25 protein-coding genes and 1 tRNA gene are annotated in these 21,585 nt (G+C 72.5%); 11 read left to right on the forward strand and 15 right to left on the reverse strand.

The annotated features are described in order from the left end of the window. Positions 1-10 precede the first annotated feature (10 nt). A complete protein-coding gene (locus FSW04_RS10060; RefSeq protein ID WP_146918832.1) occupies positions 11-940 on the reverse strand; it encodes an aldo/keto reductase in 930 nt (309 codons plus the stop codon). Between the two features lie 120 nt (positions 941-1,060). On the opposite strand from FSW04_RS10060, the gene FSW04_RS10065 reads away from it, so the two are divergent. Beyond that, positions 1,061-1,567, forward strand: a complete 507-nt coding sequence (locus tag FSW04_RS10065; protein ID WP_146918835.1) for an Hsp20/alpha crystallin family protein — start codon at positions 1,061-1,063, stop codon at positions 1,565-1,567. Positions 1,568-1,623: 56 nt separating this feature from the next. Next, positions 1,624-2,823 carry a tRNA guanosine(34) transglycosylase Tgt gene (tgt, locus tag FSW04_RS10070; RefSeq protein WP_146918837.1) on the forward strand — a complete coding sequence of 400 codons (1,200 nt, stop codon included), beginning with the start codon at positions 1,624-1,626 and terminating at the stop codon, positions 2,821-2,823. A 264-nt stretch (positions 2,824-3,087) separates the two neighbouring features. Here the strand turns inward: tgt and FSW04_RS10080 are convergent, their stop codons facing one another. From FSW04_RS10080 to FSW04_RS10095, 4 genes are read right to left on the reverse strand one after another with little or no spacing between them, the layout of a single operon-like run. Next, complete coding sequence (locus FSW04_RS10080; RefSeq protein ID WP_187369382.1) at positions 3,088-4,317, reverse strand: protein kinase domain-containing protein; 1,230 nt, start codon at positions 4,315-4,317, stop codon at positions 3,088-3,090. Then, positions 4,317-4,829, reverse strand: a complete 513-nt coding sequence (locus tag FSW04_RS25825; protein ID WP_187369383.1) for a hypothetical protein — start codon at positions 4,827-4,829, stop codon at positions 4,317-4,319. The genes FSW04_RS10080 and FSW04_RS25825 overlap by 1 nt, the downstream gene beginning before the upstream one ends. A gap of 2 nt (positions 4,830-4,831) precedes the next feature. Next, positions 4,832-5,563 carry a metallophosphoesterase family protein gene (locus tag FSW04_RS10090; protein WP_146918841.1) on the reverse strand — a complete coding sequence of 244 codons (732 nt, stop codon included), beginning with the start codon at positions 5,561-5,563 and terminating at the stop codon, positions 4,832-4,834. A gap of 28 nt (positions 5,564-5,591) precedes the next feature. Then, positions 5,592-5,930, reverse strand: coding sequence for a DUF3467 domain-containing protein (locus FSW04_RS10095; RefSeq protein ID WP_146918843.1), 339 nt, complete (start codon positions 5,928-5,930; stop codon positions 5,592-5,594). Positions 5,931-5,951: 21 nt separating this feature from the next. Between FSW04_RS10095 and FSW04_RS10100 the strand changes: the two genes are divergently transcribed. From FSW04_RS10100 to argS, 3 genes are read left to right on the forward strand one after another with little or no spacing between them, the layout of a single operon-like run. Beyond that, positions 5,952-6,362 (forward strand): 23S rRNA (pseudouridine(1915)-N(3))-methyltransferase RlmH, encoded by a 411-nt coding sequence (locus FSW04_RS10100; protein ID WP_146918845.1) that lies wholly within the window; start codon positions 5,952-5,954, stop codon positions 6,360-6,362. Continuing rightward, positions 6,362-7,399, forward strand: coding sequence for a potassium channel family protein (locus FSW04_RS10105; protein WP_146918847.1), 1,038 nt, complete (start codon positions 6,362-6,364; stop codon positions 7,397-7,399). The genes FSW04_RS10100 and FSW04_RS10105 overlap by 1 nt, the downstream gene beginning before the upstream one ends. Beyond that, positions 7,396-9,054 (forward strand): arginine--tRNA ligase, encoded by a 1,659-nt coding sequence (gene argS, locus FSW04_RS10110; RefSeq protein WP_146918849.1) that lies wholly within the window; start codon positions 7,396-7,398, stop codon positions 9,052-9,054. Before FSW04_RS10105 ends, argS begins: the two co-directional genes overlap by 4 nt. A gap of 65 nt (positions 9,055-9,119) precedes the next feature. Here argS and FSW04_RS10115 read toward each other — a convergent pair whose 3' ends face one another. The 3 genes from FSW04_RS10115 to FSW04_RS10125 are packed head-to-tail and all read right to left on the reverse strand — an operon-like array spanning position 9,120 to position 10,954. Next, positions 9,120-9,884, reverse strand: coding sequence for a cytochrome c biogenesis CcdA family protein (locus FSW04_RS10115; protein WP_146918851.1), 765 nt, complete (start codon positions 9,882-9,884; stop codon positions 9,120-9,122). A gap of 18 nt (positions 9,885-9,902) precedes the next feature. Then, the gene (locus tag FSW04_RS10120; protein WP_146918853.1) at positions 9,903-10,388 is read right to left on the reverse strand and encodes a cytochrome c-type biogenesis protein CcmH; all 486 of its coding nucleotides are present in this window, start codon (positions 10,386-10,388) and stop codon (positions 9,903-9,905) included. Continuing rightward, a complete protein-coding gene (locus FSW04_RS10125; RefSeq protein WP_146918855.1) occupies positions 10,385-10,954 on the reverse strand; it encodes a TlpA family protein disulfide reductase in 570 nt (189 codons plus the stop codon). The genes FSW04_RS10120 and FSW04_RS10125 overlap by 4 nt, the downstream gene beginning before the upstream one ends. 104 nt (positions 10,955-11,058) lie before the next feature. Here FSW04_RS10125 and FSW04_RS10130 point away from each other — a divergent pair. Continuing rightward, a tRNA-Gly gene (locus FSW04_RS10130) sits at positions 11,059-11,131 on the forward strand. A gap of 92 nt (positions 11,132-11,223) precedes the next feature. Further along, positions 11,224-12,411, forward strand: coding sequence for a tyrosine-type recombinase/integrase (locus FSW04_RS10135; protein WP_187369384.1), 1,188 nt, complete (start codon positions 11,224-11,226; stop codon positions 12,409-12,411). Positions 12,412-12,416: 5 nt separating this feature from the next. Here FSW04_RS10135 and FSW04_RS10140 read toward each other — a convergent pair whose 3' ends face one another. Continuing rightward, positions 12,417-12,641: a helix-turn-helix domain-containing protein gene (locus tag FSW04_RS10140; protein WP_146918860.1), complete on the reverse strand. Its 225-nt coding sequence runs from the start codon at positions 12,639-12,641 to the stop codon at positions 12,417-12,419. 761 nt (positions 12,642-13,402) lie between these two features. Between FSW04_RS10140 and FSW04_RS10145 the strand changes: the two genes are divergently transcribed. Continuing rightward, positions 13,403-14,404, forward strand: a complete 1,002-nt coding sequence (locus tag FSW04_RS10145) for an NADPH:quinone oxidoreductase family protein (RefSeq protein WP_146918862.1) — start codon at positions 13,403-13,405, stop codon at positions 14,402-14,404. 492 nt (positions 14,405-14,896) lie between these two features. Here FSW04_RS10145 and FSW04_RS10150 read toward each other — a convergent pair whose 3' ends face one another. Further along, on the reverse strand, positions 14,897-15,184 hold the full coding sequence (locus tag FSW04_RS10150) for a cupin domain-containing protein (protein WP_146918864.1): 288 nt from the start codon (positions 15,182-15,184) through the stop codon (positions 14,897-14,899). 5 nt (positions 15,185-15,189) lie between these two features. After that, positions 15,190-15,561 carry a cupin domain-containing protein gene (locus FSW04_RS10155; protein WP_187369385.1) on the reverse strand — a complete coding sequence of 124 codons (372 nt, stop codon included), beginning with the start codon at positions 15,559-15,561 and terminating at the stop codon, positions 15,190-15,192. Positions 15,562-15,670: 109 nt separating this feature from the next. On the opposite strand from FSW04_RS10155, the gene FSW04_RS10160 reads away from it, so the two are divergent. Continuing rightward, a complete protein-coding gene (locus tag FSW04_RS10160; protein ID WP_187369386.1) occupies positions 15,671-16,093 on the forward strand; it encodes a MarR family winged helix-turn-helix transcriptional regulator in 423 nt (140 codons plus the stop codon). A 690-nt stretch (positions 16,094-16,783) separates the two neighbouring features. On the opposite strand, the gene FSW04_RS10165 is transcribed toward FSW04_RS10160, so the two are convergent. The 3 genes from FSW04_RS10165 to FSW04_RS10175 all read right to left on the reverse strand — a co-directional run bounded on the left by FSW04_RS10165 (position 16,784) and on the right by FSW04_RS10175 (position 17,916). After that, positions 16,784-17,050, reverse strand: a complete 267-nt coding sequence (locus FSW04_RS10165; protein ID WP_146918870.1) for a hypothetical protein — start codon at positions 17,048-17,050, stop codon at positions 16,784-16,786. A gap of 217 nt (positions 17,051-17,267) precedes the next feature. Further along, complete coding sequence (locus FSW04_RS10170) at positions 17,268-17,489, reverse strand: cupin domain-containing protein (RefSeq protein WP_146918872.1); 222 nt, start codon at positions 17,487-17,489, stop codon at positions 17,268-17,270. 4 nt (positions 17,490-17,493) lie between these two features. Beyond that, entirely contained in the window at positions 17,494-17,916 is a 423-nt protein-coding gene (locus FSW04_RS10175) for a cupin domain-containing protein (RefSeq protein WP_146918874.1), read from the reverse strand. 58 nt (positions 17,917-17,974) lie between these two features. Here FSW04_RS10175 and FSW04_RS10180 point away from each other — a divergent pair, with 58 nt between their 5' ends. Together FSW04_RS10180 and FSW04_RS10185 are read left to right on the forward strand one after the other, a co-directional pair. Next, positions 17,975-18,397: a MarR family winged helix-turn-helix transcriptional regulator gene (locus FSW04_RS10180; RefSeq protein ID WP_187369387.1), complete on the forward strand. Its 423-nt coding sequence runs from the start codon at positions 17,975-17,977 to the stop codon at positions 18,395-18,397. Between the two features lie 332 nt (positions 18,398-18,729). Then, positions 18,730-18,993, forward strand: coding sequence for a hypothetical protein (locus tag FSW04_RS10185; protein ID WP_146918878.1), 264 nt, complete (start codon positions 18,730-18,732; stop codon positions 18,991-18,993). Between the two features lie 1,121 nt (positions 18,994-20,114). Here FSW04_RS10185 and FSW04_RS10190 read toward each other — a convergent pair. Continuing rightward, positions 20,115-21,563, reverse strand: a complete 1,449-nt coding sequence (locus FSW04_RS10190) for a PP2C family protein-serine/threonine phosphatase (RefSeq protein WP_146918880.1) — start codon at positions 21,561-21,563, stop codon at positions 20,115-20,117. Between the last annotated feature and the right edge of the window lie 22 nt (positions 21,564-21,585).

The raw sequence follows: 21,585 nt of genomic DNA on the forward strand, positions 1-21,585 counted from the left end.
GCGGGCGGGCTCAGGCCGAGGCGTCCGTCAGGCGCGCGACCTGCGCGTCGGTGAGGGTCAGGTCCTGAGCCGGCAGGAGGTCGGCGAGCTGCTCGAGGTTGCGCGCGCTGGCGACCGGGCAGACGACCGTGGGCTGGGCCGCCAGCCACGCCAGGGCCACGGCGGGCACCGTCGTGTCCTGCTCCCGCGCGACCTCGTCGAGCGCCTCGAGCACGGGGACCCCGCGGTCCAGGTAGACCGAGGCGGCCGGTGCCCGCGGGCTGTCGACCTCCGGCCCGCCGGGCCGGTACTTGCCGGTCAGGAAGCCCTTGGCCAGCGCCCAGTGGGGCAGCGTGCCGAGTCCGTGGGCGGCGACGACCTCCGCGAGGTCGTCCTCGTAGCCGCGCTCGACCAGGTTGTAGTGGGTCTGTAGCGCGACGTAGCGCGGCAGGCCCTCGCGCTCGGCCACCGCGAGGGCCTCGGCCAGGCGCGGCGCGGTGTAGTTCGACGCGGCGACGTGGCGGACCATGCCGGCCGCGACGAGCTCGCCGAACGCGCCGAGCGTCTCGGCCAGCGGCGTGTCCTCGTCGTCGGCGTGGGCGTAGTAGACGTCGATGCGGTCGGTCTGCAGCCGCTGCAGGGAGGCCTCGGCCGCCCGGCGGATCGTCTGTGCCGACAGGCCCTCCGAGCCGGGCATCTTGCCGACCTTGGTGGCGATGACGACGTCATCGCGGTTGCCGCGCGCGGCCAGCCAGCGGCCGATGACGGCCTCGGACTCGCCGCCCGTGTGGCCCGGGGCCCACGAGGAGTACGTGTCGGCCGTGTCGATGAAGTTGCCCCCCGCCGCGACGTAGGCGTCCAGGACGGCGAACGAGGCGTCCTCGTCCGCGGTCCACCCGAAGACGTTGCCCCCGAGGCAGAGGGGGCTGACGTCGAGATCGCTGGTTCCGAGGCGGCGCATGGCCCCACCCTACGACGCCGGACCGCTGCGGGTCGGAACGTCTGCGGACTTGACATGAACAGACTGAGATTTCATACTGCGTAGCCAGCAACGTACCGTGATCCACCAGGAGGCAACACCATGGCACTCATCCGCTGGGAGCCCGCGCGCGAGCTCAACGCCCTGCAGGGCGAGATGAACCGCCTGTTCAGCACGTTCTTCGACGCCCCCGCCGCCGGCACGCCCGACGGCCCCGGCGCCCCGCGCCGGTGGATCCCGGCGATGGACCTCGTGGAGACCGACGACCACTTCGTGCTGCGCGCCGACCTCCCCGGCGTGGCCGAGACCGACGTCGAGCTCTCGCTCGAGGAGAACGTGCTCACGGTCTCCGGCGAGCGCCACGCCGAGCAGGAGGTCCGCCGCGACGGCTTCCACCGCATCGAGCGCGCGTCGGGCACCTTCCGCCGCTCGCTGACCCTGCCCGAGGGCGTCGACGGCGACGCGATCAGCGCATCGTTCGACCGCGGGGTCCTCGAGGTCCGCATCCCCAAGCCCGCCGAGCGCAAGCCGCGCCGGCTGCAGATCCAGGTCGGCGACGCGCCGACCCCGATCGAGGGCCGCGCGGCCGAGCAGGCCGCCACCTCCTGAGGCACGGCCCGCGCCTCGGGGCGCCCGGCGCCCGGTCCGCCTAGGATCGGGCGCCGATGCCCGCCCCCCTGCAGATCCTCGCGCGCGACCCCGGCTCCCGAGCGCGCGCCGGGATCCTGAGCACCGGCCACGGCGACGTCCGCACGCCGGCGTTCGTCCCGCTGGCCACGAAGGCCACGGTCAAGGGTCTCGTCCCGGCCGAGGTCCGCGACCTCGGCTACGACATGGTGCTCGGCAACACCTATCACCTGTTCCTGGACCCCGGCCACGACCGCATCGAGCGCTTTGGCGGCCTGCACGAGTTCATGCGCTGGGACCAGCCGATCATCACCGACTCCGGCGGCTTCCAGGTCTTCTCCATGGGCCACGGGACCGTCGCCGACGAGATCAAGGGCCGTGCCGCCCACGGCGGGCAGCGCCACGGCAAAACGCTGGAGATCACCGAGGACGGCGTGCGCTTCCGGTCGCACATCGACGGCTCGCAGCGCTTCCTGGCGCCGGAGACCTCCATGGAGATCCAGGCCTCGCTGAGGTCCGACATCGCGCTGGTCTTCGATGAGTGCACGCCGTTCAACGTGACCCGCGACTACACGGCGCGCTCCACGGAGCGCACCCACCGCTGGCTGCAGCGCTGCCTGGACTGGCACGGGCGCCACGGGCCGGAGGGCCAGCTCGTCTACGGGATCGTCCAGGGCGGGGTGCACGAGGACCTGCGCAAGGCCTCGGCGGAGACGATCGCCGCCTCGGGCGCCGACGGCATCGCCATCGGCGGCTCGCTGGGCGCCGACAAGCCCCAGATGTACGAGGTCGTCGACTGGGCGACGTCGGTGCTGGGCGGGGCGGCCGAGACCGCGCCGCGCCACCTGCTGGGCATCGGCGACATCGACGACCTCATCCGCGGCGTCGAGCTGGGCATCGACACGTTCGACTGCGCGATGCCCACCCGGCTCGGCCGCCACGGCGTGGCGCTCATCCCCGCGCCGGACCGCCGCTGGCGCGTGGACCTGACCGCCTCGCGCTGGCGCGACAGCGACGAGCCGATCTTCGACGGCTGCCCGTGCCCGACGTGCGCGGCGGGCAACACCCGCGGCTACCTGCGCTACCTCGTCGCCAACCGCGAGCTGACGGGGCTGCGGCTGCTCGTCGTGCACAACCTCGCGTTCGTACGCCGCCTCATGACGCGCCTGCGCGACGCGGTCCTCGAGGGCCGGCTGGCCGAGGAGGCCGCGGCCCTGCGCGGGGGCGCCGCGCCCTGAGGGTCACGCGCCGACGCGCGGCGTCGGTGACGTCGGCGCCCTCGGGCCATGGCGCGGTCGCCGAGCTCGGCGGCGCGGGCGCGCAGCTCGGCGGGCTCGAGGCCGAGCAGCACTGACGCGGGCGCCCCGCGCAGTCAGGTGCCGGGCGGCCTCCAGGCCGATCCGGCGGGCCGCGCCGGTGACGAGCACCACCCGCCGTCGACGTCGTGGCTCTCGCGGGCCATGGCCGCAGCCTGGACCGTCCCCCGTGCACCGCGGCGGCGGTCAGCGCGTGTTGTCGTCGATGAGCTGCGTGAGGTCCTGGACGATCTGGTCGGCCTTGTCGGAGACCACGTTGCGCAGGCGCACGGACTCCTGGCCGGTGTTCGTCGCCAGGTAGGCGGCCACCGCGGCGCCCGCCAGGACGGCCAGCAGCAGGATCGTCGTCACCAACCGCCGGAACGCGCCGCGGCGCCGGCGCGGCGTGGGGGCCGGCGCCCGGCGGGCGGCGGGCGCCTGCGTGGCGCCCGTCGCGTAGGGGTCGACGGGGACCGGCGCCGGGCGGCGCGGCGCGCGCGGCGAGCGCGGGACGACGACGGGGCCCGTGCCCGGCTCGCCGGCGAAGACGGAGGTCGCCGAGGTCGGGTCGCCGGGGGCGATCCGCGTGGCGTCGCCGTCGGGGCCGATGCCCTTCGCGCCGTCCAGGACGGCCTGGCGCATCTCCTCGGCGCTCGCGTAGCGGCGCCGCGGGTCCAGAGCCAGCGCGCGCTCGACAGCGACGCCCAGCGCGGCGGGGATCGCGGGGTCGAGGTGGTGCAGCGGCTGGGGGACCTCGCGCTGCTGCTTGAGCGCCAGCTCGGTCAGCGAGGAGGCCTCGTAGGGCAGGCGGCCCGACAGCAGCTGGTAGGCCACGACGCCCAGCCCGTAGATGTCGGCGGCCGGGCCGGCCTCCTCGCCGGCGGCCTGCTCGGGCGCCAGGTAGGCGGCGGTCCCCAGCACGGAGCCGACCTGGGTGATCGAGGACTCGTCGCTCGTGGTCTTGGCGATGCCGAAGTCGGCGAGCTTGATCGTGCCGTCGCCCTCGGAGAGCAGCAGGTTGCCGGGCTTGACGTCGCGGTGCACCAGGCCGTGGCGGTGGGCGTAGTCCAGGCCGCGGCAGGCCTGCGCGATCCAGGTCACCGCCTCGTCGACGCCCAGGTGACCGCGTTCGCGCAGGATCTGGGCGCCCGAGGGCCCGACGATGCGCTCCATGACGATGTAGTGGCGGCCGGTGCCCTCGTCGAGGCCGAAGTCGAAGACCTGGACGATGTTGGGGTGCACCAGGCGCGCCGCCGCGAGCGCCTCGCGCCGGAAGCGCGCCACGAACTGGGGGTCGTCGGCGAGGTGCTCGGCCAGCAGCTTGACCGCGACGTAGCGCTCCAGGCGGGTGTCGAAGGCGACGTTGACCGTCGACATGCCGCCCAGGCCGAGGCGGTCGCCCAGCTCGTAGCGCCCCGCGATGACGGCCCCGGCCATCACGGCTGCGGGGCCTCCGGGGTGCCGCCGTTGCCCGGCGTGGTGCCGCTGGGGGTCGTGACCGTCGGCGTGGTCTGGGTGACGGTCGGGGTGGTGACCGTCGGGGTGGTCTGGGTGACGGTGGGCGTCGTGTCCGTCGGGGTCGTCGCGGTGACGGTCGGCGTCGTCTCGGTCGTCGTCGGCGTCGTCTGCGTCTCGGTCTGAGTCCTGGCCGCCGCGCAGTCGGTGGGCACGGTGTCCTGGAGCGCCTTGATGCCCTGGTTGATGCGCTGGCGCAGCCGCCGGTCGACTCCCGCGGGCAGCCCGAGGGCCGTAGCGCGGGCCTGCCTGAGCGCGTCGGCGGCGGCGGCGCAGTCGCCGGCGTCGACGGCCTGCCGGATGTCGGCGAGCTGGTTCTTGAGGCTCGCGGCGTCGGAGGAGGGCACCAGGTTGGACCGGTCGCCGCACCCGACGGTGAGGGCCGCCGCCACGCCGCAGGCCAGCGCGGTGAGGTGGGGGAGGGCGCGGCGCACGCCTACTGACCGTACTCCAGGCGCTCGGCCAGCGACCCCGGCAGCCGGGCCGCGCGGATCGCCGCCTGCGCGCCCGCGATGTCATAGCCCGTGCGCCGCCACTGCGCGCGCCAGAGGTCGAGGTCCAGCAGCAGCCAGGCCGCGCGCGAGTCTCCGTCGCGGGGCTGGCCGACGCTGCCCGGGTTCAGGATCCATTCGCCGGTGGAGAGGTCGACGGCGTCGCCGCCGCGGCGCGGCTCGCCCGTGGCCGCCTCGCCTTCGGGCCGCACGAACGACAGGGCCACGTGGGAGTGGCCGACCAGCGCGATGCGCTGGCGCATCGCGTCGAAGCAGAGCTCGGCCAGCAGGGAGCTCAGGACGTACTCCCAGACCGGGTCCCGCGGGCTGCCGTGGTAGAGCCCGAGGCCGCGGGCCTCTCCCGTGGGCTCGCAGGAGCGCAGCCACGCGGCGTGCTCGGGGCGCAGCACCTCCTGCGTCCAGCGGGCCGCGATCGCGGCGCCGCGCGAGAACTCGTCGAGCGACAGCTCGCCGGTGACGGCCATGTCGTGGTTGCCGGCCAGCACGACGTCGGCCTGCTGGCGGACGCGCGCGCAGCAGTCGTTGGGGTCGGCGCCATAGCCCACGACGTCGCCCAGGCACCAGATCTCGTGCACGTCCTCGCGCTCCACGTCGGCGAGGACCGCGTCGAGGGCGTGGAGGTTTCCGTGGATGTCGGAGAGGACGGCGATGCGCATGGCCGGTGGCGCGCCGCAGGCTACCCCCTCAGCCGGGCCCGCTCGGCCCCGGCGTGCCCGGCTCCTCGCCGGGAGGGCCGCCGTACTCGGGCAGGTTCTTGATGCCCTCGCGGGTCTGCCACTTGGAGAAGTTGTCCTCCATGGCGTCGATGAGCTCGCGCATGAACTTCGGAGAGAGGTTGACGCGGGTCGTCACGACCCCGGGGACCTCCTCGTCCTCGACCTCGTGGTCGACGCGCGCGAACGTGATCGTGAACTCGTAGTCGGAGTGGCTGACGTTGGCGAAGTTGGCGTAGTGGCCCGCCATGTCCTTCGGGTCGAAGTGGATGTTGATGTGGCGCTCGGGCTCGTGGTGCTCATCGGCCATGCGTGCGAGTATCGCAACCGGATGAAGATCGTCGTTCTGGCCGTCGGGCGCCTCCGCCCGCCCTACGTGGACGACGTCCAGCACTACCGCAAGCTCCTGGCGGGGGTCGCGCGGGTCGAGCTGCTCGAGGAGCGCGAGGACGAGCGGGTCGCCCGGCGCATCCCCGAGCGGGCGTTCGTCAGCCTGCTCGACAGTGGTGGCGAGACCATGGACTCCGTCGCGTTCAGCCGCTGGACCGAGCAGCGGCGCATGGAGGGCCGCGACGTCTGGTTCGTGATCGGCGGGGCGTTCGGGGGCGTCGAGCTGCCGCGCGTGGACCACCGTCTGTCCTTCGGCCCCATGACCCTGCCCCACCAGCTCGCGCGCGTCGTGCTGCTGGAGCAGATCTACCGCGCCCACAAGATCCTGGCCGGAGAGCCCTACCACTACTGATGCCCGAGCCGCTCGCCGACATCCGCACCCCCGCCGACCGCGAGCTGACCTCGTTCCTGCGCCGGCTGGCGGCGCTCGGCGTGGCGATCGCCGGCCTGGTCGTCGCCGGGGCGGTCGCCCTGTCGCTGACGGAGGGCGTCGACCTGTGGACGGGCTTCCTGCACGCGCTCGACATCGTCGCGACCACCGGCGCCTACCCGGTCCCCGCCGACGTCGGCGTCGAGATCGTGCGGGTCCTGCTCACGGTGCTCGGCGTCGGCACGCTGTTCTACGGCCTGGTCTCGGTGACCGAGTTCCTCGTGGCCGGCCACGTGGCCGAGCTGCTGGCGGCTCGTAGGATGCAGAGGATGATCGACGGCACCTCCGACCACTTCATCATCTGCGGCTACGGCCGCGTGGGGCGGCAGGTGGCACGCGATCTGCGCGGGGCCGGCGCGCGCTACGTCGTCATCGACGGCGACCCGGCCAACCGCGAGTTCGCCACCGGCGTGGGTGTCCGGTTCATCGAGGCCCAGCCCTCCGACGACCTCGCGCTGCGCCAGGCGGGCATCGAGCGCGCGCGGGCGGTCATCGCCTGCGTGGACTCCGACGCCGAGAACGTCTTCATCGCGCTCACCGCGCGCGAGCTGAACCCCGACATCGCCATCGTCGCGCGGGCCTCCCAGGAGGACTCCGAGCGCAAGCTCATGCGCGCCGGCGCGACGCGCGTCATCTCCCCGTACAAGGCGTCGGGCGCCGAGATGGCGCGCCTGGCCCTGCACCCGCAGGTCTCGGGCATCGTCGACGTCGACGCCGAGTACCGGATGGAGGAGATCGAGGTCATCGACGGCTGCGCGGGCGCCGGGCAGCGCATCGGCGACATCCGCGGCGGCGCCTACATCGTCGGGCTGCGCCGCGCCGGCGGCGGGTTCGCGCCGCAGCCGCCGTCGGAGACCGTCCTGCAGCCCGGGGACGTCATCATGGCCATGGGAACGCCGCGCACCATGGACCGCCTCGAGACCCTCTTCGCCCCGACGCACGCCGGAGCCCCCCGGTGAGCCACCCTGTCGACGACCTGCGGGCCGGCGTGGAGCGGGCCGCCTCCGCCGTGGCCGGGGCCGACGCGCCGGCGCCCAAGAGCCGCCCGACGCTCGAGCGCCCGCGCCAGGCCGACCACGGCGACTACGCCACGAACGCCGCGATGCTGCTCGCCCCGGTGCTCAAGTCCCCGCCGCGCGACGTGGCCGGCCGGCTGGCCGAGGCGCTGCGCGAGGGCCTCGGGCCCGCCGTCGAGCGCGTCGAGGTCGCCGGGCCGGGCTTCCTGAACCTCTTCCTCGCCGACGCCTGGTACACCGATGCGCTGGCCCACGTCCTGGCGGCCGGGCAGCGCTTCGGGTCCGGCGGGGCCGTGCGCTCCGAGAACGCCAACGTCGAGTTCGTCAGCGCGAACCCCACGGGCCCGCTGCACGTCGGCCACGCGCGCAACGCAGCCTTCGGCGATGCCCTGGCGCGCCTGCTGTCGTTCGCCGGGCACGTCGTGACGCGCGAGTTCTACATCAACGACTTCGGTTCCCAGGTCGTCAACTTCGGCCGCTCGGTGCAGGCCCGCGCGCGCGGCGAGGAGGTCGGCGAGGACGGCTACGTCGGCGAGTACGTCGCGACGCTGGCCCTCGAGATCCCCGGCGCGGCGACGCGGCCCGTCGAGGAGGTCGGGGCCGAGGCCGTGGCGATGATGGTGGAGCGCGCCAAGGCGTCGCTGCACGCCTTCGGGGTCGAGTTCGACGTCTGGTTCAGCGAGCGCACGCTGCACGAGCCCGACGGCCCCGGCCGGGTCAGCGGCGTCGCCCACGGCTTCGAGGTGCTCGAGCGGCGCGGGCACACCTTCCGCTCCGAGGGCGCGCTGTGGCTGCGCACGACCGACTTCGGCGACGACAAGGACCGGGTGCTCGAGCGCTCCACGGGCGAGCACACGTACTTCGCCTCGGACATCGCCTACGCCCAGAACAAGTTCGAGCGCGGCTTCGACCGCATGATCTACGTGCTCGGCGCCGACCACCACGGCTACATCGGGCGGATGAAGGCCGCCTACGAGGCGCTCGGCGGCGATCCCGACACGCTCGACCTGCTCATCATGCAGTTCGTCCACCTCGTCCGCGAGGGCGAGAAGGTGTCGATGAGCAAGCGCGCCGGCGAGTTCGTCACCCTCGACGACCTCGTCGAGGAGATCGGAGTCGACGCGGCGCGGTGGTTCCTGCTCAACCGCTCGCACGACACGACGATCGAGCTCGACCTGGCGCTGGCCACGAGCGAGAGCTCGGAGAACCCCGTCTACTACGTCCAGTACGCGCACGCGCGGATCGCCGCGGTGCTGCGCAAGGCCGGCGAGGCGGGGGTGCAGGCCGCGCTGAAGGCGGTGGGCACCGGCGCCGCCGGCGGCCTGGAGCTGCACCCGTCCGAGCGCGCGCTGATCCAGAAGCTGCTGTCCTGGCCGCAGGAGGCCGCCGACGCGGCGCAGCGGCGCGCGGTCCACCGCGTCGCGGGCTACGCGCTGGAGCTCGCCCAGGCCTTCACCGCGTTCTACCGCGACTGCCAGGTCGTCGGGGCCCAGCCCGAGACGTTGGAGTCCTTCCGCATCGCGCTGGCCGTCGTGGCCCAGCGGACGATCGCCCAGGCGCTGGACCTGCTCGGGGTCAGCGCACCCGACGAGATGTAGGCGAGCGCTCGCTCTGGGGGCGAGGGCTCGTACCCCAGGCGCGCGGTCCCGTCGGACCCGCAGTCCTACAAGTTGTAGAGGAAGTCCAGCCCGAGGTTGGACAGCACGTGCTGGGCCTTGCTGTTGAGCACCGTCAGCTCGCCCGTGAGGATGAGCACGCCCATGATGATCAGCACCGCGCCGGAGATCGCGGTGACGAGCACGTGGCGGTCGCGCAGCCAGCGGAAGGCGGTCGTCGCGCGGTCGAAGGCCACGGCCGTGATGAGGAACGGGATGGCCAGGCCCAGCGAGTAGCAGGCCAGCAGCAGACCGCCCTTGCCGGCGGTGCCCGACGTCGCGGCGGCCGCCAGGATGGAGGCCAGCGTGGGGCCGACGCACGGCGTCCAGGCCACGGCAAAGGCCAGGCCCGCGACGACCGGCCCGCCCGAGCCGGCGCGCTCGATGAGCGCGGTGGGACGGAACTCGCGATTGAAGCGCGGCACGAACAGGGTGCTCACGAAGAACACGCCGAGCACGACGATGAGCCAGCCCGCGATGCGGTTCAGCGTGTCCTGGTGGTCGCGCAGCGTCGACCCGATGCCCGTCGCCGTCATGCCCAGCGCGACGAACATGATGGTGAACGACAGGCAGAAGATGATCGCGGGCCCGAGGACCTTGCCGATCTGGCGCTCCTCGCCGCGCATCTCCTCGATGGAGACGCCCGAGACGGCCGACAGGTAGCCGGGCACGAGCGGCAGGACGCAGGGCGAGATGAACGACACGAACCCCACCGCGAAGGCGGCGAAGACGGTCGTGTCGACCGAGGTGCCCGTCGTCGCGGCGAGAATCACGGGTGCAGCGTAGACACGTCAGACGTCATAGCGCGCCAGGTCCTCGTCGAGCCGGGCGGCGTCGACGGCCGAGAGCGACGGCTGCGACGAGCCGTTGGAGGAGGCGTGGGCACCGGCCTGCGCCGTCCGGGCGCGGCGCCAGCGCGGCAGGTAGACCGCGAGGCCGGCGAGCGCGGCCAGCACGAGCGCGAGCGGCACGAGCCACGCGGCCAGGCCGATGCCGTGCTTGGGCGGCTCGGCGATGACCTGCGGGCCCAGCTCGTTGACGAGCTCGGCCTTGATCTGGGCCTTCGTGAGCCCGCGGTCCACGAGGCTCTGGATAAGCGCGCGCTCGCGATCGGCCTGGGGCGACTCGGCGATGTTCAGCGGCACGCCGCAGGTGACGCACATGACCTCGTCCTCGACGTCGTTGAGCGACGTGCGGGGCGTGGCGGCCGAGGCCGTCCCGGCGGCGGCCAGCACGAGGAGCAGGACGGCCAGCGCGGTGGCGGCGCGCCGGATCACGAGGCACCGCCGGACTGCCGGGCGCGGGCGATCGCGGCATCCAGGAACTTCTGGTTGATCTGCCCGCGCGAGATGGCGACGATCTTGCCCGCGCGGTCCAGCACGAAGGTCTCGGGCAGCGCGCGCGTGCCGTACTTCTGCGCGAGGTCGGTGCCGACGTCGCGCACGGACGGGTAGGTCACCTTGTGCGAGCGGTAGAAGCGCTCGGAGTCGGCGATCGCGTCGTTGTAGGTCGCGCCCAGCACCGTCCCGACATGGTCGGCGACGAGCTGCTTCTGCGTGCGCTCGAGCACCGGCGCCTCCGCGGCGCAGGGGCCGCACCAGGAGGCCCAGAAGTTCAGGACGACGACCTGGCCCTTGTAGTCGGCCAGCGAGCGGCTGCCGCTGCCGTCCAGCAGCGGCCGCTGCAGCGTCAGGCCCGGGGCGCTCGGGCGCTTGCCGGACTTGACCGCGTCGTCGAGGGTCGAGTGCTCCCCGCCGCGCACGACGCCGTAGACCAGCAGCCCGACGAGGGCCAGGGCGAGCACCCCGACGACGACGGGCAGGACGGGACGGCGGCGGGTCACGGCTACAGGGTAGAGCCGGACCGCCTCCGGCGGCCCGGTCGCACCGCCTCCGGCGGCCCGACCGCGGCACCCGGGCGCAGGACCGCTAAGATCCGCCGACCCGCGCGGGTGTAGCTCAGTTGGTAGAGCGTCGGCTTCCCAAGCCGAAGGTCGCGGGTTCGACCCCCGTCGCCCGCTTCGGATTCCCCCAGCAAATGGGGGACATCCGGGATTCGATCGCCTCTTGGAGCAGGGACTTTGTCCCAACTTTGTCCCGAGAGGAGCATCGAGTGTCCCGATTCGGAGAGCCCAGCGGCCACGTCTTCCGGCGCGATGGCGTCCAGTCCGGACCGGTCTGGTACGCCAAGTACCGGTTGCCCGACGGCCGGCAGTTCCAGCGGCGCATCGGTCCGGCCTGGACGCAGCGCGGACGCCCGGGCACGGGCTACTTCACCAAGCGGACCGCGGAGGCCTGGCTGCGCGCGGTCATGGACGCGGCGCGCGCCGGGACCTTGCCCGGCATGGTCGTCACCAACGCGACGGTCGCCGACGCCTGCGCCGAGTGGCTGCGATGGTCGGAAGAGGAGCGCGGGTGCTCGCCCGGGACGATGCGCGGGCGGCGGTCCAGCGTGCGCGCCTACTTCGTGCCCGCCTTCGGCGACCGGCCGGTCGAGGCCGTCACGACCGAGGACATCGAGCGCTGGCGCTCGTGCCTGCCGGCCACGCTCTCCGTCCGGACCAAGAACAAGATGTTGACCGAGCTGCACGGTGTGTTCCGGCGGGCGGTGAAGGTCTGGCGCCTGCCGGCCAACCCGGTGGCCGAGGTCGAGCAGCTGCGTGAGCGGCGCATCGTCGACCTCGAGGTCTACTCGCCGGAGGAGGTCATGGCCCTGGTGCGGGCCGCGGCCTCGGAGCAGGACGCAGCGATGTTCCTCACCGCGGCGTTCACCGGCCTGCGCCGCGGGGAGCTGATCGGCCTGCGGTGGCGCGACGTTGACTTTCCGGCGTCGCTGATCCGGGTGCACCGCTCCTACTCCTACGGTGCGCTGACCGTGCCGAAGTCGGGCAAGGTGCGTGCCGTGCCCCTGGCGCCTGAGGTCGCTGGGGTGCTGGCGCGCCTGGGCCAGCGCGGGCTGTTCACGGGGGAGGAGGACCTGGTCTTCCCGGGCGAGCTCGGCGGCTTCCTGGACGGCTCGGCGCTGCGGCGGCGCTATCTCGACGCCCAGGCGGCGGCCGGCGTCAAGCGCCTGCGCTTTCACGACCTGCGCCACACCTTCGGCACGCGGATGATCGCGGTGGCCGACATCGTGCGCGTGAAGGAGTGGATGGGCCACGCCGACATCGAGACCACGATGCGCTACCTGCACTTCGCGCCGAGGCCCGAGGACGCGGCACTCGTCGCCAAGGCCTTCAAGTCGGCTGACGGCGATGGCCACGACTTCGGCTGGTCGGCCGAGCATGCGCTGCAGCCGCGCTGAACCGATCACGTCCGCAGGGAGGCCAGCCAGCCGGCGACGTCGCTGCGGTAGAAGCGGCGGTGGCGGCCGACGCCGATCGAGGGCAGCGGGTTGTGCAGCCGGCGCGCGTACTCGTAGACGCTCGAGCGCGGCACGGAGAGCAGACGGGCGACCTGGGCGGCGGTCAGCAACGGCTCGGTGAGATCGACGGAGACAGCGATCGTCTCGTCCAGGTTGGTGCGGTTGGTCATGCTCACTAGGGCGACGCACGACCACCCATCCCGCACGCACGCCGAACCGCTGTAGCCCGCTAGCTATTTCGCTAGCTGTCTACCTAGCTTGTATAGGCCACCACCTTGATCGGCCATCGCCCTCCCCCGCCGGTTCCACGCCATCAACGTCGCCGGTTTGCTTCCAATTTCACGCGTCTCGCCAAGCCCGCCACTTCTACCTTGATCGGTCCCGGCTCTTGTTGTCCGCCCCTCTCCGTCCGCGTCCCCGTGCCCGCCCTCTCTCGATGATCTGTCTCTTGTCTTCTGCTGTGTTTCGTCTGACCCGTTCCCCGTCCTGACACCCCGGCCCACCACCGCCAGCCCATGTCCTCGGTTCCTTGTCCTGGGAGGGAGTCCGACCACCCGAGCCCGCTCTCCTCTGTTCTCATGGAGGGCGCGGGTGGTCGGGGTCACGACCAGGCCCGAATTCCGCATTGCCATCGGGCGTTTGGCGGTGGTGGGCCCACTGTCAGACGGACGGGGTCAACGAACGGATAGAACCCGGCTGTCGTCATGCAAAGAAGGCAGCGAGGAGGGCGGTAACGGGGCCGCGCGCTGAGCCGGTCGCGCGTGCAGCCACCGGTCGCGATCAAAGCCGGGAGCTCGGCTACGAATGACGCAGAGTCGCAGCGTCGCGACGCCCGCTTGTCGTACGTTGCGGGCCCGGGCAACGCGCGTCCGCTCAGCAGGGTGGCGTCTGTCAGGATCGCCGCTTCGGTGGCCTGGACCGGAGGGAGCAGATGTTCGCCCACATGATCTACGGGTTCACCGGCCCGGAGGATGTGCAGTGGATCGAGGTGCCGGAGCCGGTGGCCGGTGGCGGGGTGCTGGTCGACGTGGTGGCCGCCGGTGTGTCGTTTGCCGACCTGTTGCAGACGCGGGGTCTGTACCAGATGCAGGTGCCCGTCCCGTACACGCCGGGCATGGAGGCCGCCGGCCTCGTGCGATCTGACCGGCCCGATCTCGGCCTTGCCGCCGGACAGCGCGTCGCGGTGCTCGTGTCGCACGGCTGCTGGCAGGAGGTTCTCAGCGCGCCGCCTGAGCGGGTTCTTCGGCTGCCCGACGAGATGAGCCTTGAGGCAGGCGCAGCCGCCCCTCTGAACGGCTTGACCGTCCTGTTGGCCTTGGAGACGCGCGCGCAGGCCCGGCCTGGCGAGACCTTGCTGGTCCACGGTGCGGCGGGAGGCGTCGGCACCGCCGCGATCCAACTCGGACGCGCGCTTGGGCTGCGTACGATCGCAGTTGTCAGTGATGAGGCCAAGCGAGCGGTCGCGCTGCGGTCCGGGGCAGAGCACGCCGTGCTGGACGACGGCTGGCTTGCTGCGGTGCGCGAGCTGATCGGCGACCGTGCCGTCGACATCGTGCTCGACCCAGTCGGGGGCGACCGCATGACCGACAGCCTGCGCTCGCTGGCGCCGCAAGGTCGGGTGCTGGTTGTCGGGTTCAGCGCCGGTGAGATCCCGACCGTCAAGGTCAACCGGCTGCTGCTCGCCAACACGACCGTCATCGGCGCCGCCTCGCGCGAGTACTTCGAGCACCACCCCGAGAGCGTGGCCAACCTCTGGGCGCGCTTGACTGAGCTGCGACAGACAGCGCAGCTGCCCGATCCCCCCGTCCGGCCCTACCCCTTCGCCGACGCTCAGGGCGCACTGCGCGCGATCGTCGAACGCGAGGCAACAGGCAAGGTCGTCCTGAGCAGGCAGCTGTCGAACGGTCAGCCACGACACCCGCCCGGGGCCTGACCGTCAAGCCACAGTCAAGGCCCGGCGGTGGAAGGCTCCCGCTCGCCATGGCAAGCCATGAGCGGCCAAGCGTCGCTGTCTGATGTGACGGCGACATCCATCGGCAGTCGCTCACGGACGAGCTCGGCCAGCTCGCGGGCTCGCGCCCGTTCCCCTACAAGACGATCTCGGCCGTTGTGGGGTCTCGTCGCCCACGGCGCCGACCGTATGCCGGCCGCCCGATGGCCGGCAGCTCCAGCCGCGCATTCGTTCGTCCTGGACGCAACGGGGTCGCCCGGCCTGCGCATCATTCCTGCGGTGATTGCCGCGGTGCTGATCGCCACCGCGGGTAGCCCGTCGGCGTCGCTCGTCGAGCTGGTGGAGAGTCGACGTACGCGGCCGGGGGACTCCCCTGCGGGTCCCCCGGACCGGTCTGCGAGCTCCAGAGCTGCATCGGAGGACCGACGACCTCGGTCCCACGTAGGCGTTGCTGCGCCCGGACCTCCTCGACGCTCAATGGCAGGGCGTCGGGGCCGGGGATGCGCCCACCCTGAGCGCACGACCGTCCAAGTCGAAGGACAGCAGGCCCGATTCGACGAGGAAGAGTTCGTCCTCGCGGCTGTGCACGTGCCGCGCCGGGCTGAAGCCCGCGGGCATGGTGGAACGGAACGCGGTGATGCGGCCGTCCGTGGCGCGGGCCGGAACCGGGAACTCGAACAGCGCATCGCCGAACCACCAAGCCTCGGCCTCCTGGGCGAGGGAGGGTGCGGCCGACGCCTGCTCTGCGGTCAACGTGCTCATCGGGGCTACACCGCCCAGGGGAGCGGCACGCCGTCCTGCTGCGCGGTGCTGGCTCGGACGCCGGACCGGCTGGAGACCAGCGTCACGGCCGGCGAGTCGGCGCGGTTGACGAGCTGGCGCTGGTCGCCGGCCGGCAGGACGGCGGACGCGCCCGCGCGCAGCGTGCGGGTCTCGCCTCGGAGCGTCAGTTCCAGCTCGCCGTCGATCACGACGATGACCTGCTCGCCGTCGACGACGTGCACCGGGCCGGTCGCGCCGGCCTCCATCTCGACGCTCCACACCGCGAGCTCGGTGCCCGTCAGCGCCCGGCTCGCGTACGTGTGCATCACCGCGTTCGGCGTCTCGTGGCGCCGGGGGACCTGCGCGATGTCGCTCATGGCGACCTCCTTGGATTCGACAACCATGTTGGCTAGTTTGCCAGAGGTCAACCAGGTTGTCTAGTCTGTGGGTATGGCTCCTGCGGATCCGCTGCCCCTCGCCCGGCTGTTGAGCGCCGCGACCCAGATGGCCGTGCGCGCCCTGAACGCCACGCTCGCCGAGCGCGGCTACCCGGATCTACGACCTGCCGACGGCTATGCCCTGCTCGCCCTGGGCGAGCGCGGCGCCACCGCCTCCCAACTCGGGGCGCGGCTCGGCATCACCAAGCAGGCCGCGGCGAAGATCGCCGCCCGCCTGCAAGAGGCCGACTACCTCGTTCGTGCCGACCACCCGCACGACGGACGAGCCCGGCTTCTGCAGCGATCGCCGCGCGGCGAGGCGCTGTTGCAGGACGCCGCCGAAGTCCAACGCCACATAGAACGTGACTGGGCTCGAACGATCGGCGCGGCGCACATGGCCGATCTGCGATCCGCGCTGGAGGCCGTGCTGGAACGCTCTGGCGAGGACCGTCCGCTCGCTGGGCTCTGGTGAGCTGGTCGCCCACCACGGGGGTCTTGGTGCCTCGTCCCCATCCGCGTCCCACACCCTGCAGAACTGACCCCTGACAACCGCTCCAGCGTGACGTAAACTCCGCGTCACCAAGCCAAAAAGCCCTGCTCAGGAGCCGTTCCCAAGCCGAAGGTCGCGGGTTCGACCCCCGTCGCCCGCTTCGGTCTGTAGGTCCTGCAAATCGCAGGATTTGCGGACGAGCCATTCCAAGAATCCTTGGAATAGCGCGTCACGGTAGCGTCACGAGCGCTCGCCTAGCCCTCCTGCGCCGCGCGGTCGCGCTGCGCATCGAGTGCGCCCGGAGCGCCCGCGAGGCTCTCCATCGCGCCTTCCCGGGGCCGCGCGGTGCTCCCGCCCACAGCGGCTCCCCGGAGTGGCCCATCCAGTGCTCCGGGGGCCTCTGCGGGAGTAGGGCTAGGACTTGCTGGGCTTGCGCTTGAGCTTGGGTCGGCGGAGCGCCTGCCGACAGCGGTCCGAGCACGTCTTCGCGTCCGCTCGCACGGGCGTGAACGCCTCGCCGCAGTGCGCGCAGGGCTTGAGCTCGGGCCGGACACGGCGCTGCGCCTTGCCGACCTCGGGTCGACCTCATCCGTCGCAGATGAGTAGTGCCTGTAGATGGTCGTGGCGGTGATGCTGAGCGCGCGCGAGCCCGTCCCGGCCCAGGCCCGGCCGCTAGGCGTGCGCGACGACCTCTCCAACGCCCACGCTCTCGATCGTGACGGCCTTCGGTGCGACCGACCGCACGATGCCGGCCATGGAGTTGGCCGCCTCCTCGGACTCGAAGACCACCACGGAGTGGCCGTGGCCCTCGCCGCGCTGGATCCAGAACCCCGCGACGAAGCCCGGGGCCTGAGCCACGCCAGGGACCGTGCGCTCGCGCAACTCGCTCCTCGCCTCGTCAGCATCCTTGATCGAGACGTCGACGATCACCGCGTGCATGCTTGACTCCTCTCGGGTGGCTCGGGCTTTCGATCGTCCGCCGTCATCCGACTGGAGTCAAGGCCGAACCCGGCGGTCGTAGGTCCGGGGTGCAGCGATCCGCGACGGTGGCCACTTGGCCAACGGCGATGCGCCGACGGACCGGAGAGCGGAGCGACAGACCCCTGTGCTCGAGTGTTCTTATATGGCAAGACCCAAGGTGTAGGGCTTGCGCGCGTCACCGTGGCGATCCAACGAGGAGGAGCTCGTCCTCGCGGCTGTGCATGTGCCGCGCTGGGCTGAAGCCCGCGGGCATGCTGGAACGGAACGCGGCGATGCGGCCGTCCGTGGCGTGGGCCGGAACGAGGAACTCGAGCAGCGCATCGCCGAACCACCAAGCCTCGGTCTCCTGGGCGAGGGAGGGTGCGGCCGACGCCTGCACTGCGGTCAACGTGCTCATCGGGCTACACCGCCCAGGGGAGCGGAACGCCGTCCTGCTGCGCGGTACTGGCTCGGACGCCGGACCGGCTGGAGACGAGCGTCATGGCCGGAGAGTCGGCGCGGTTGACGAGCTGGCGCCTGTCGCCGGCCGGCAGGACGGCGGACGCGCCCGCGCGCAGCGTGCGGGTCTCGCCTCGGAGCGTGAGTTCCAGCTCGCCGTCGATCACGACGATGACCTGCTCGCCGTCGACGACGTGCACCGGGCCGGTCGCGCCAGGCTCCATCTCGACGCTCCACACCGCGAGCACGGTGCCCGTCAGGGCCCGGCTCGCGTACGTGTGCATCACCGCGTTCGGCGTCTCGTGGCGCCGCGGGACCTGCGTGACGTCGCTCATGGCGACCTCCTTGGATTCGACAACCATGTTGCCTAGCTTGGCAGAGGTCAACCAGGTTGTCTAGTCTGTGGGCATGGCTCCTGCGGATCCACTGCCCCTCGCCCGGCTCTTGAGCGCCGCGACCCAGATGGCCGTGCGCGGCCTGAACGCCACGCTCGCCGAGCGCGGCTACCCGGATCTGCGACCCGCCGACGGCTATGCCCTGCTCGCCCTCGGCGAGGGCGGCGCCACCGCCTCCCAACTCGGGGCGCGGCTCGGCATCACCAAGCAGGCCGCGGCGAAGATCGCCGCCCGCCTGGAAGAGGCCGGCTACCTGGTTCGTGCCGACCACCCGCACGACGGACGAGCCCGGCTCCTGCAGCGATCGCCGCGCGGCGAGGCGCTGTTGCAGGACGCCGCCGAGGTCCAACGCCACATCGAACGTGACTGGGCTCGAACGATCGGCGCCGCGCACATGGCCGATCTGCGAGTCGCGCTGGAGGCCGTGCTGGAGAGCTCTGGCGAGGACCGTCCGCTTGCTGGGCTCTGGTGAGCCGGTCGCCCACCACGGAGAGCAGCCGTCACGGCCGCTTTCGGACGAGGACCGGCACTGATGCGGCGTCGCCGGTGGCAGTCCTGGTGCCTCGCCCCACACATTCTCTGGCTTGCTGACGCTCAGTTCACGGGAGGCTCGTGCGGTTGCGCGACCGGCCGGGACGCGTCGCGGCCGGGGGCGGGATGGGGTCGAAGCGGTAACGCGCAGACGGCCTCCACGATGGGTCCGGGGGGCGGCCGACGGGCATGCCGCGAGGACGTCAGCAGGACGACGCCCGCCCGGGTCACGGCCGCGCATGGACGCCGCGCCGGGGCGGGTATCGCGCCGGCATGGCATCCACCAAGCAGCGCGAGGCGGCCAGGAAGAACGTCAAGAAGGCACAGGCCGCGGCTCGCGATCAGCACACGCTCCAGAACCTGCCGAAGTCCACGCGCAGCGCGCTGGGAAGGGAGGCCAACGCGGTCCGCCGCGGTGACGCACCGAGCCGTCGCGAGCTGGAGCAGCAGGCCCGGCAGCTGGACATCAAGGGCCGCTCCAAGATGGGCAAGGACGAGCTCAAGCGCGCCGTCGCGCAGGCCAAGCGCGGGTCCTGAGCCGGCTCCGAGGTGTGCGGTTCGCGGCCGCCTCGGAGATCTTCGCGCGCATGTTGTACTGGATGCAGTGCTCGGTGACCTGGCCGGCGAGGACGAGCTGGTCGCCGTCCTGCTGTCGCAGCAGGCACTCCACTTGGGTGGCGTAGAACGGCGAGCCTGACCAGGAACGGCACGTCCTTGGCCGGGGCGATCGGCTCGGCCAGGGACGGCTCGGCGCCGGCCAGGGCCCAGCGTGTCAGTCCCCCACGCCCGGGGATCCAGTCGCCGTGGTCGTCGTCGACGTATCCGCCCGGCGCGGGGGTCGACGCTCGCTGCGGCGCCAGCTTGCCGGTCGTCAATCGCGGAGGTGGCTGCCTCGCTGCGACGCCGAGGCGCCGTCGTCGCGGACGGTGGCATGCGTCGGGCGAGGCTGCTCGCGCTGACGGGAACGTCGGGCGCGGTAGGCCGCGAGCCCGCCCGACGAGCCGCCGAACACGAAGGCCAACCCCAGACCGACCACGAGGGCCACCAACAACAAGAGGATCGCAATTCCGCCTTCCATGTCCTGGGGGTAACCGTCGTCTCGGCGCGACAATCCCCGTCTCCCGCCTGCACGAGCACGACGTCTACACGCAGACGTCTATGACGCGGGTCCGTCTCCCGTGGGGTCGGTCACCGGCCGCACCACGGGCAGCGCGAAACGGTGATTGATGATTCGCTCGCTGAGGCGCGACCGGTCATCGTCGTCGCGGGTCATTCCGTCGCCGTCCTCGCGCGCGTCCTCGTCAGGGTGCGCCGGGCCGAGGTGCCTTGTGCCTTCGTGTCGTCTGCTCACCACCGGTACCTCCGAGTCGGGACCATCGGACCAGGAATCCGAAGGAGTGTCGGGACCGCCGACCTCGCAGGTCGACGGTGCCGACGGTGTCCCGTCTGCAAGCCCTCTCGGCGGATATGAGGCCGGAGGACGACGGGGACTGGGAGGGGGCCCCAGCAGGAGGCCCGATGGTGTCGACGACCGTCCTCACCGCGAGGCTCGGACGACATGCGCCGATGCATCGGGCGCGTCACGCTCCTGACGGGCGGGCACCGATCGCGGTCGGTTGTTGGAGGTCCTGGTCGGCGTACGCGGGTGCCGGCCCGGCTCAGCCTGTGTTGTCGGTCTCGGAGACCGCGGGGTTGGGGACGAGGACCACGAGGGTGCTGTCGTCGGACAGGGGGTCGTGGATGGCCTCGCGCACGGCGTCCTCGACGGCCCGCAGGGTCCCGGCGGCGGAGGCCATCGGCGCCTTGGCCACGGCCGCGCGCACGCCCTCCAGGCCGAGCGTGCCCCCGGCGGCCAGCGGGCGGTCGACGATCGCGTCCGAGAGCAGCAGCAGCCGGTCGCCGTCCCGCAGCCGGCGGCTCTGGACCTCCGGGTCTCGTGGCATCCGCGCTGCGCCGATCTGGGGCAGGACCCCGTCGCCGAGCACCTCCAGCTCGCCGGCGGCGTCGATCAGGACCGGCGCGTGCTCGCCGCAGGTGAGCCAGCGCACCGTCGATGTCGGTCCGCTCCAGGTCGCGATGGTGACGTGGGCCTTGGACCGGCCGCGCGAGACCTCGCGGAGGATCTCGTGCATGGCGCGGACGACGCGGGCCGGGTCGTCGGTGTCGTGGCGGGTGGCGCGGAACGCGCCGAGGATCACCGCCCCGAGGCCCGCCGCCCGGGGACCCATGCCCTCCGTGTCGGCGATCCCGATCCACGCGCAGTCGCGGTTCTCGGCGTAGTCGAACCAGTCGCCTCCGATGTCATAGCCCGGCAGGACGTTGCCGGCGACCCGCGCACCGCCGATCCGCAGGATCCGGGGCGGCAGCAGGTTCTGCTGGATCTCGGCCGCCGGGCTGGTCGGGCGGACCCGGCGTGCGCTGCCGATGGCGTCGGTGTACTCGTCGGCCAGGGCCAGGACGGCGGCGGCCTCGGCGGCCAGGTCGCGCAGGGCGTCGTCGGCGGCGCCCATCGCCATGAGCACGCCGGTCGCGCGACCGCGCAGGTACATCGGCGCCACGACGATCCCGGGCAGTGCCTCCTCGATGCTCGCGCGCAGCGGCTCGACGCCCTCGCGCGGGATCTCGGGACCCACCGCCATGGGCACGGGCAGCGTGCGCGGGAATCCGCCGCCTCCGGACATCCGCTGCAGGGTCGTGCCGTCCAGGTCGCAGAGGTAGATCGCCGCGGCGCTGACGCCGGACAGCCGCTGCGCCTCGGCGACGATCTGGTCGCCAAGCTGGAACGGGGGCACCTTGTTGAGGACCTCGGTGACCGACAGCGGCGTCGGGGCCCGGTGGGCCAGCTCCCCCGCCGGGCGCACGAACTCGAGCTCGTTGGCCTCGGCGTCGTCGCGCTCCTGGCGCCGGACCGCGTCGATCAGGGCTTCGCGGTTCTCGAAGTGCCGGTAGAGCGTCGGGCGCCCCAGCCCCGCCGCCGCGGCGACCGCCGCCATGCTGGCTCCCGGCTCGTCGGCCAGGAGGTGGCGGGCGGCCTCCACGATCTTCGTTCGGTTCAATGCCGCGTCGCTGCGCCGGCGCCGACGCCGCTGGGGGCTCTCCTCGGTCATCCCGTGATCCTACCGCTGAAAC

Source organism: Baekduia soli, assembly GCF_007970665.1.
Classification (GTDB): domain Bacteria; phylum Actinomycetota; class Thermoleophilia; order Solirubrobacterales; family Solirubrobacteraceae; genus Baekduia; species Baekduia soli.

Coding starts and splice junctions, on each gene's coding strand:
- FSW04_RS10165 (WP_146918870.1), bottom strand. CDS start 17,050: ATGCACGCGGTGATCGTCGACGTCTCGATCAAGGATGCTGACGAGGCG.
- FSW04_RS10060 (WP_146918832.1), bottom strand. CDS start 940: ATGCGCCGCCTCGGAACCAGCGATCTCGACGTCAGCCCCCTCTGCCTC.
- FSW04_RS10190 (WP_146918880.1), bottom strand. CDS start 21,563: ATGACCGAGGAGAGCCCCCAGCGGCGTCGGCGCCGGCGCAGCGACGCG.
- tgt (WP_146918837.1), top strand. CDS start 1,624: ATGCCCGCCCCCCTGCAGATCCTCGCGCGCGACCCCGGCTCCCGAGCG.
- FSW04_RS10185 (WP_146918878.1), top strand. CDS start 18,730: ATGGCATCCACCAAGCAGCGCGAGGCGGCCAGGAAGAACGTCAAGAAG.
- FSW04_RS10065 (WP_146918835.1), top strand. CDS start 1,061: ATGGCACTCATCCGCTGGGAGCCCGCGCGCGAGCTCAACGCCCTGCAG.
- FSW04_RS10150 (WP_146918864.1), bottom strand. CDS start 15,184: ATGAGCACGTTGACCGCAGAGCAGGCGTCGGCCGCACCCTCCCTCGCC.
- FSW04_RS10080 (WP_187369382.1), bottom strand. CDS start 4,317: ATGGCCGGGGCCGTCATCGCGGGGCGCTACGAGCTGGGCGACCGCCTC.
- FSW04_RS10095 (WP_146918843.1), bottom strand. CDS start 5,930: ATGGCCGATGAGCACCACGAGCCCGAGCGCCACATCAACATCCACTTC.
- FSW04_RS10090 (WP_146918841.1), bottom strand. CDS start 5,563: ATGCGCATCGCCGTCCTCTCCGACATCCACGGAAACCTCCACGCCCTC.
- FSW04_RS10170 (WP_146918872.1), bottom strand. CDS start 17,489: ATGAGCACGTTGACCGCAGTGCAGGCGTCGGCCGCACCCTCCCTCGCC.
- FSW04_RS10145 (WP_146918862.1), top strand. CDS start 13,403: ATGTTCGCCCACATGATCTACGGGTTCACCGGCCCGGAGGATGTGCAG.
- FSW04_RS10155 (WP_187369385.1), bottom strand. CDS start 15,561: ATGAGCGACATCGCGCAGGTCCCCCGGCGCCACGAGACGCCGAACGCG.
- FSW04_RS10100 (WP_146918845.1), top strand. CDS start 5,952: ATGAAGATCGTCGTTCTGGCCGTCGGGCGCCTCCGCCCGCCCTACGTG.
- FSW04_RS10105 (WP_146918847.1), top strand. CDS start 6,362: ATGCCCGAGCCGCTCGCCGACATCCGCACCCCCGCCGACCGCGAGCTG.
- FSW04_RS10140 (WP_146918860.1), bottom strand. CDS start 12,641: ATGACCAACCGCACCAACCTGGACGAGACGATCGCTGTCTCCGTCGAT.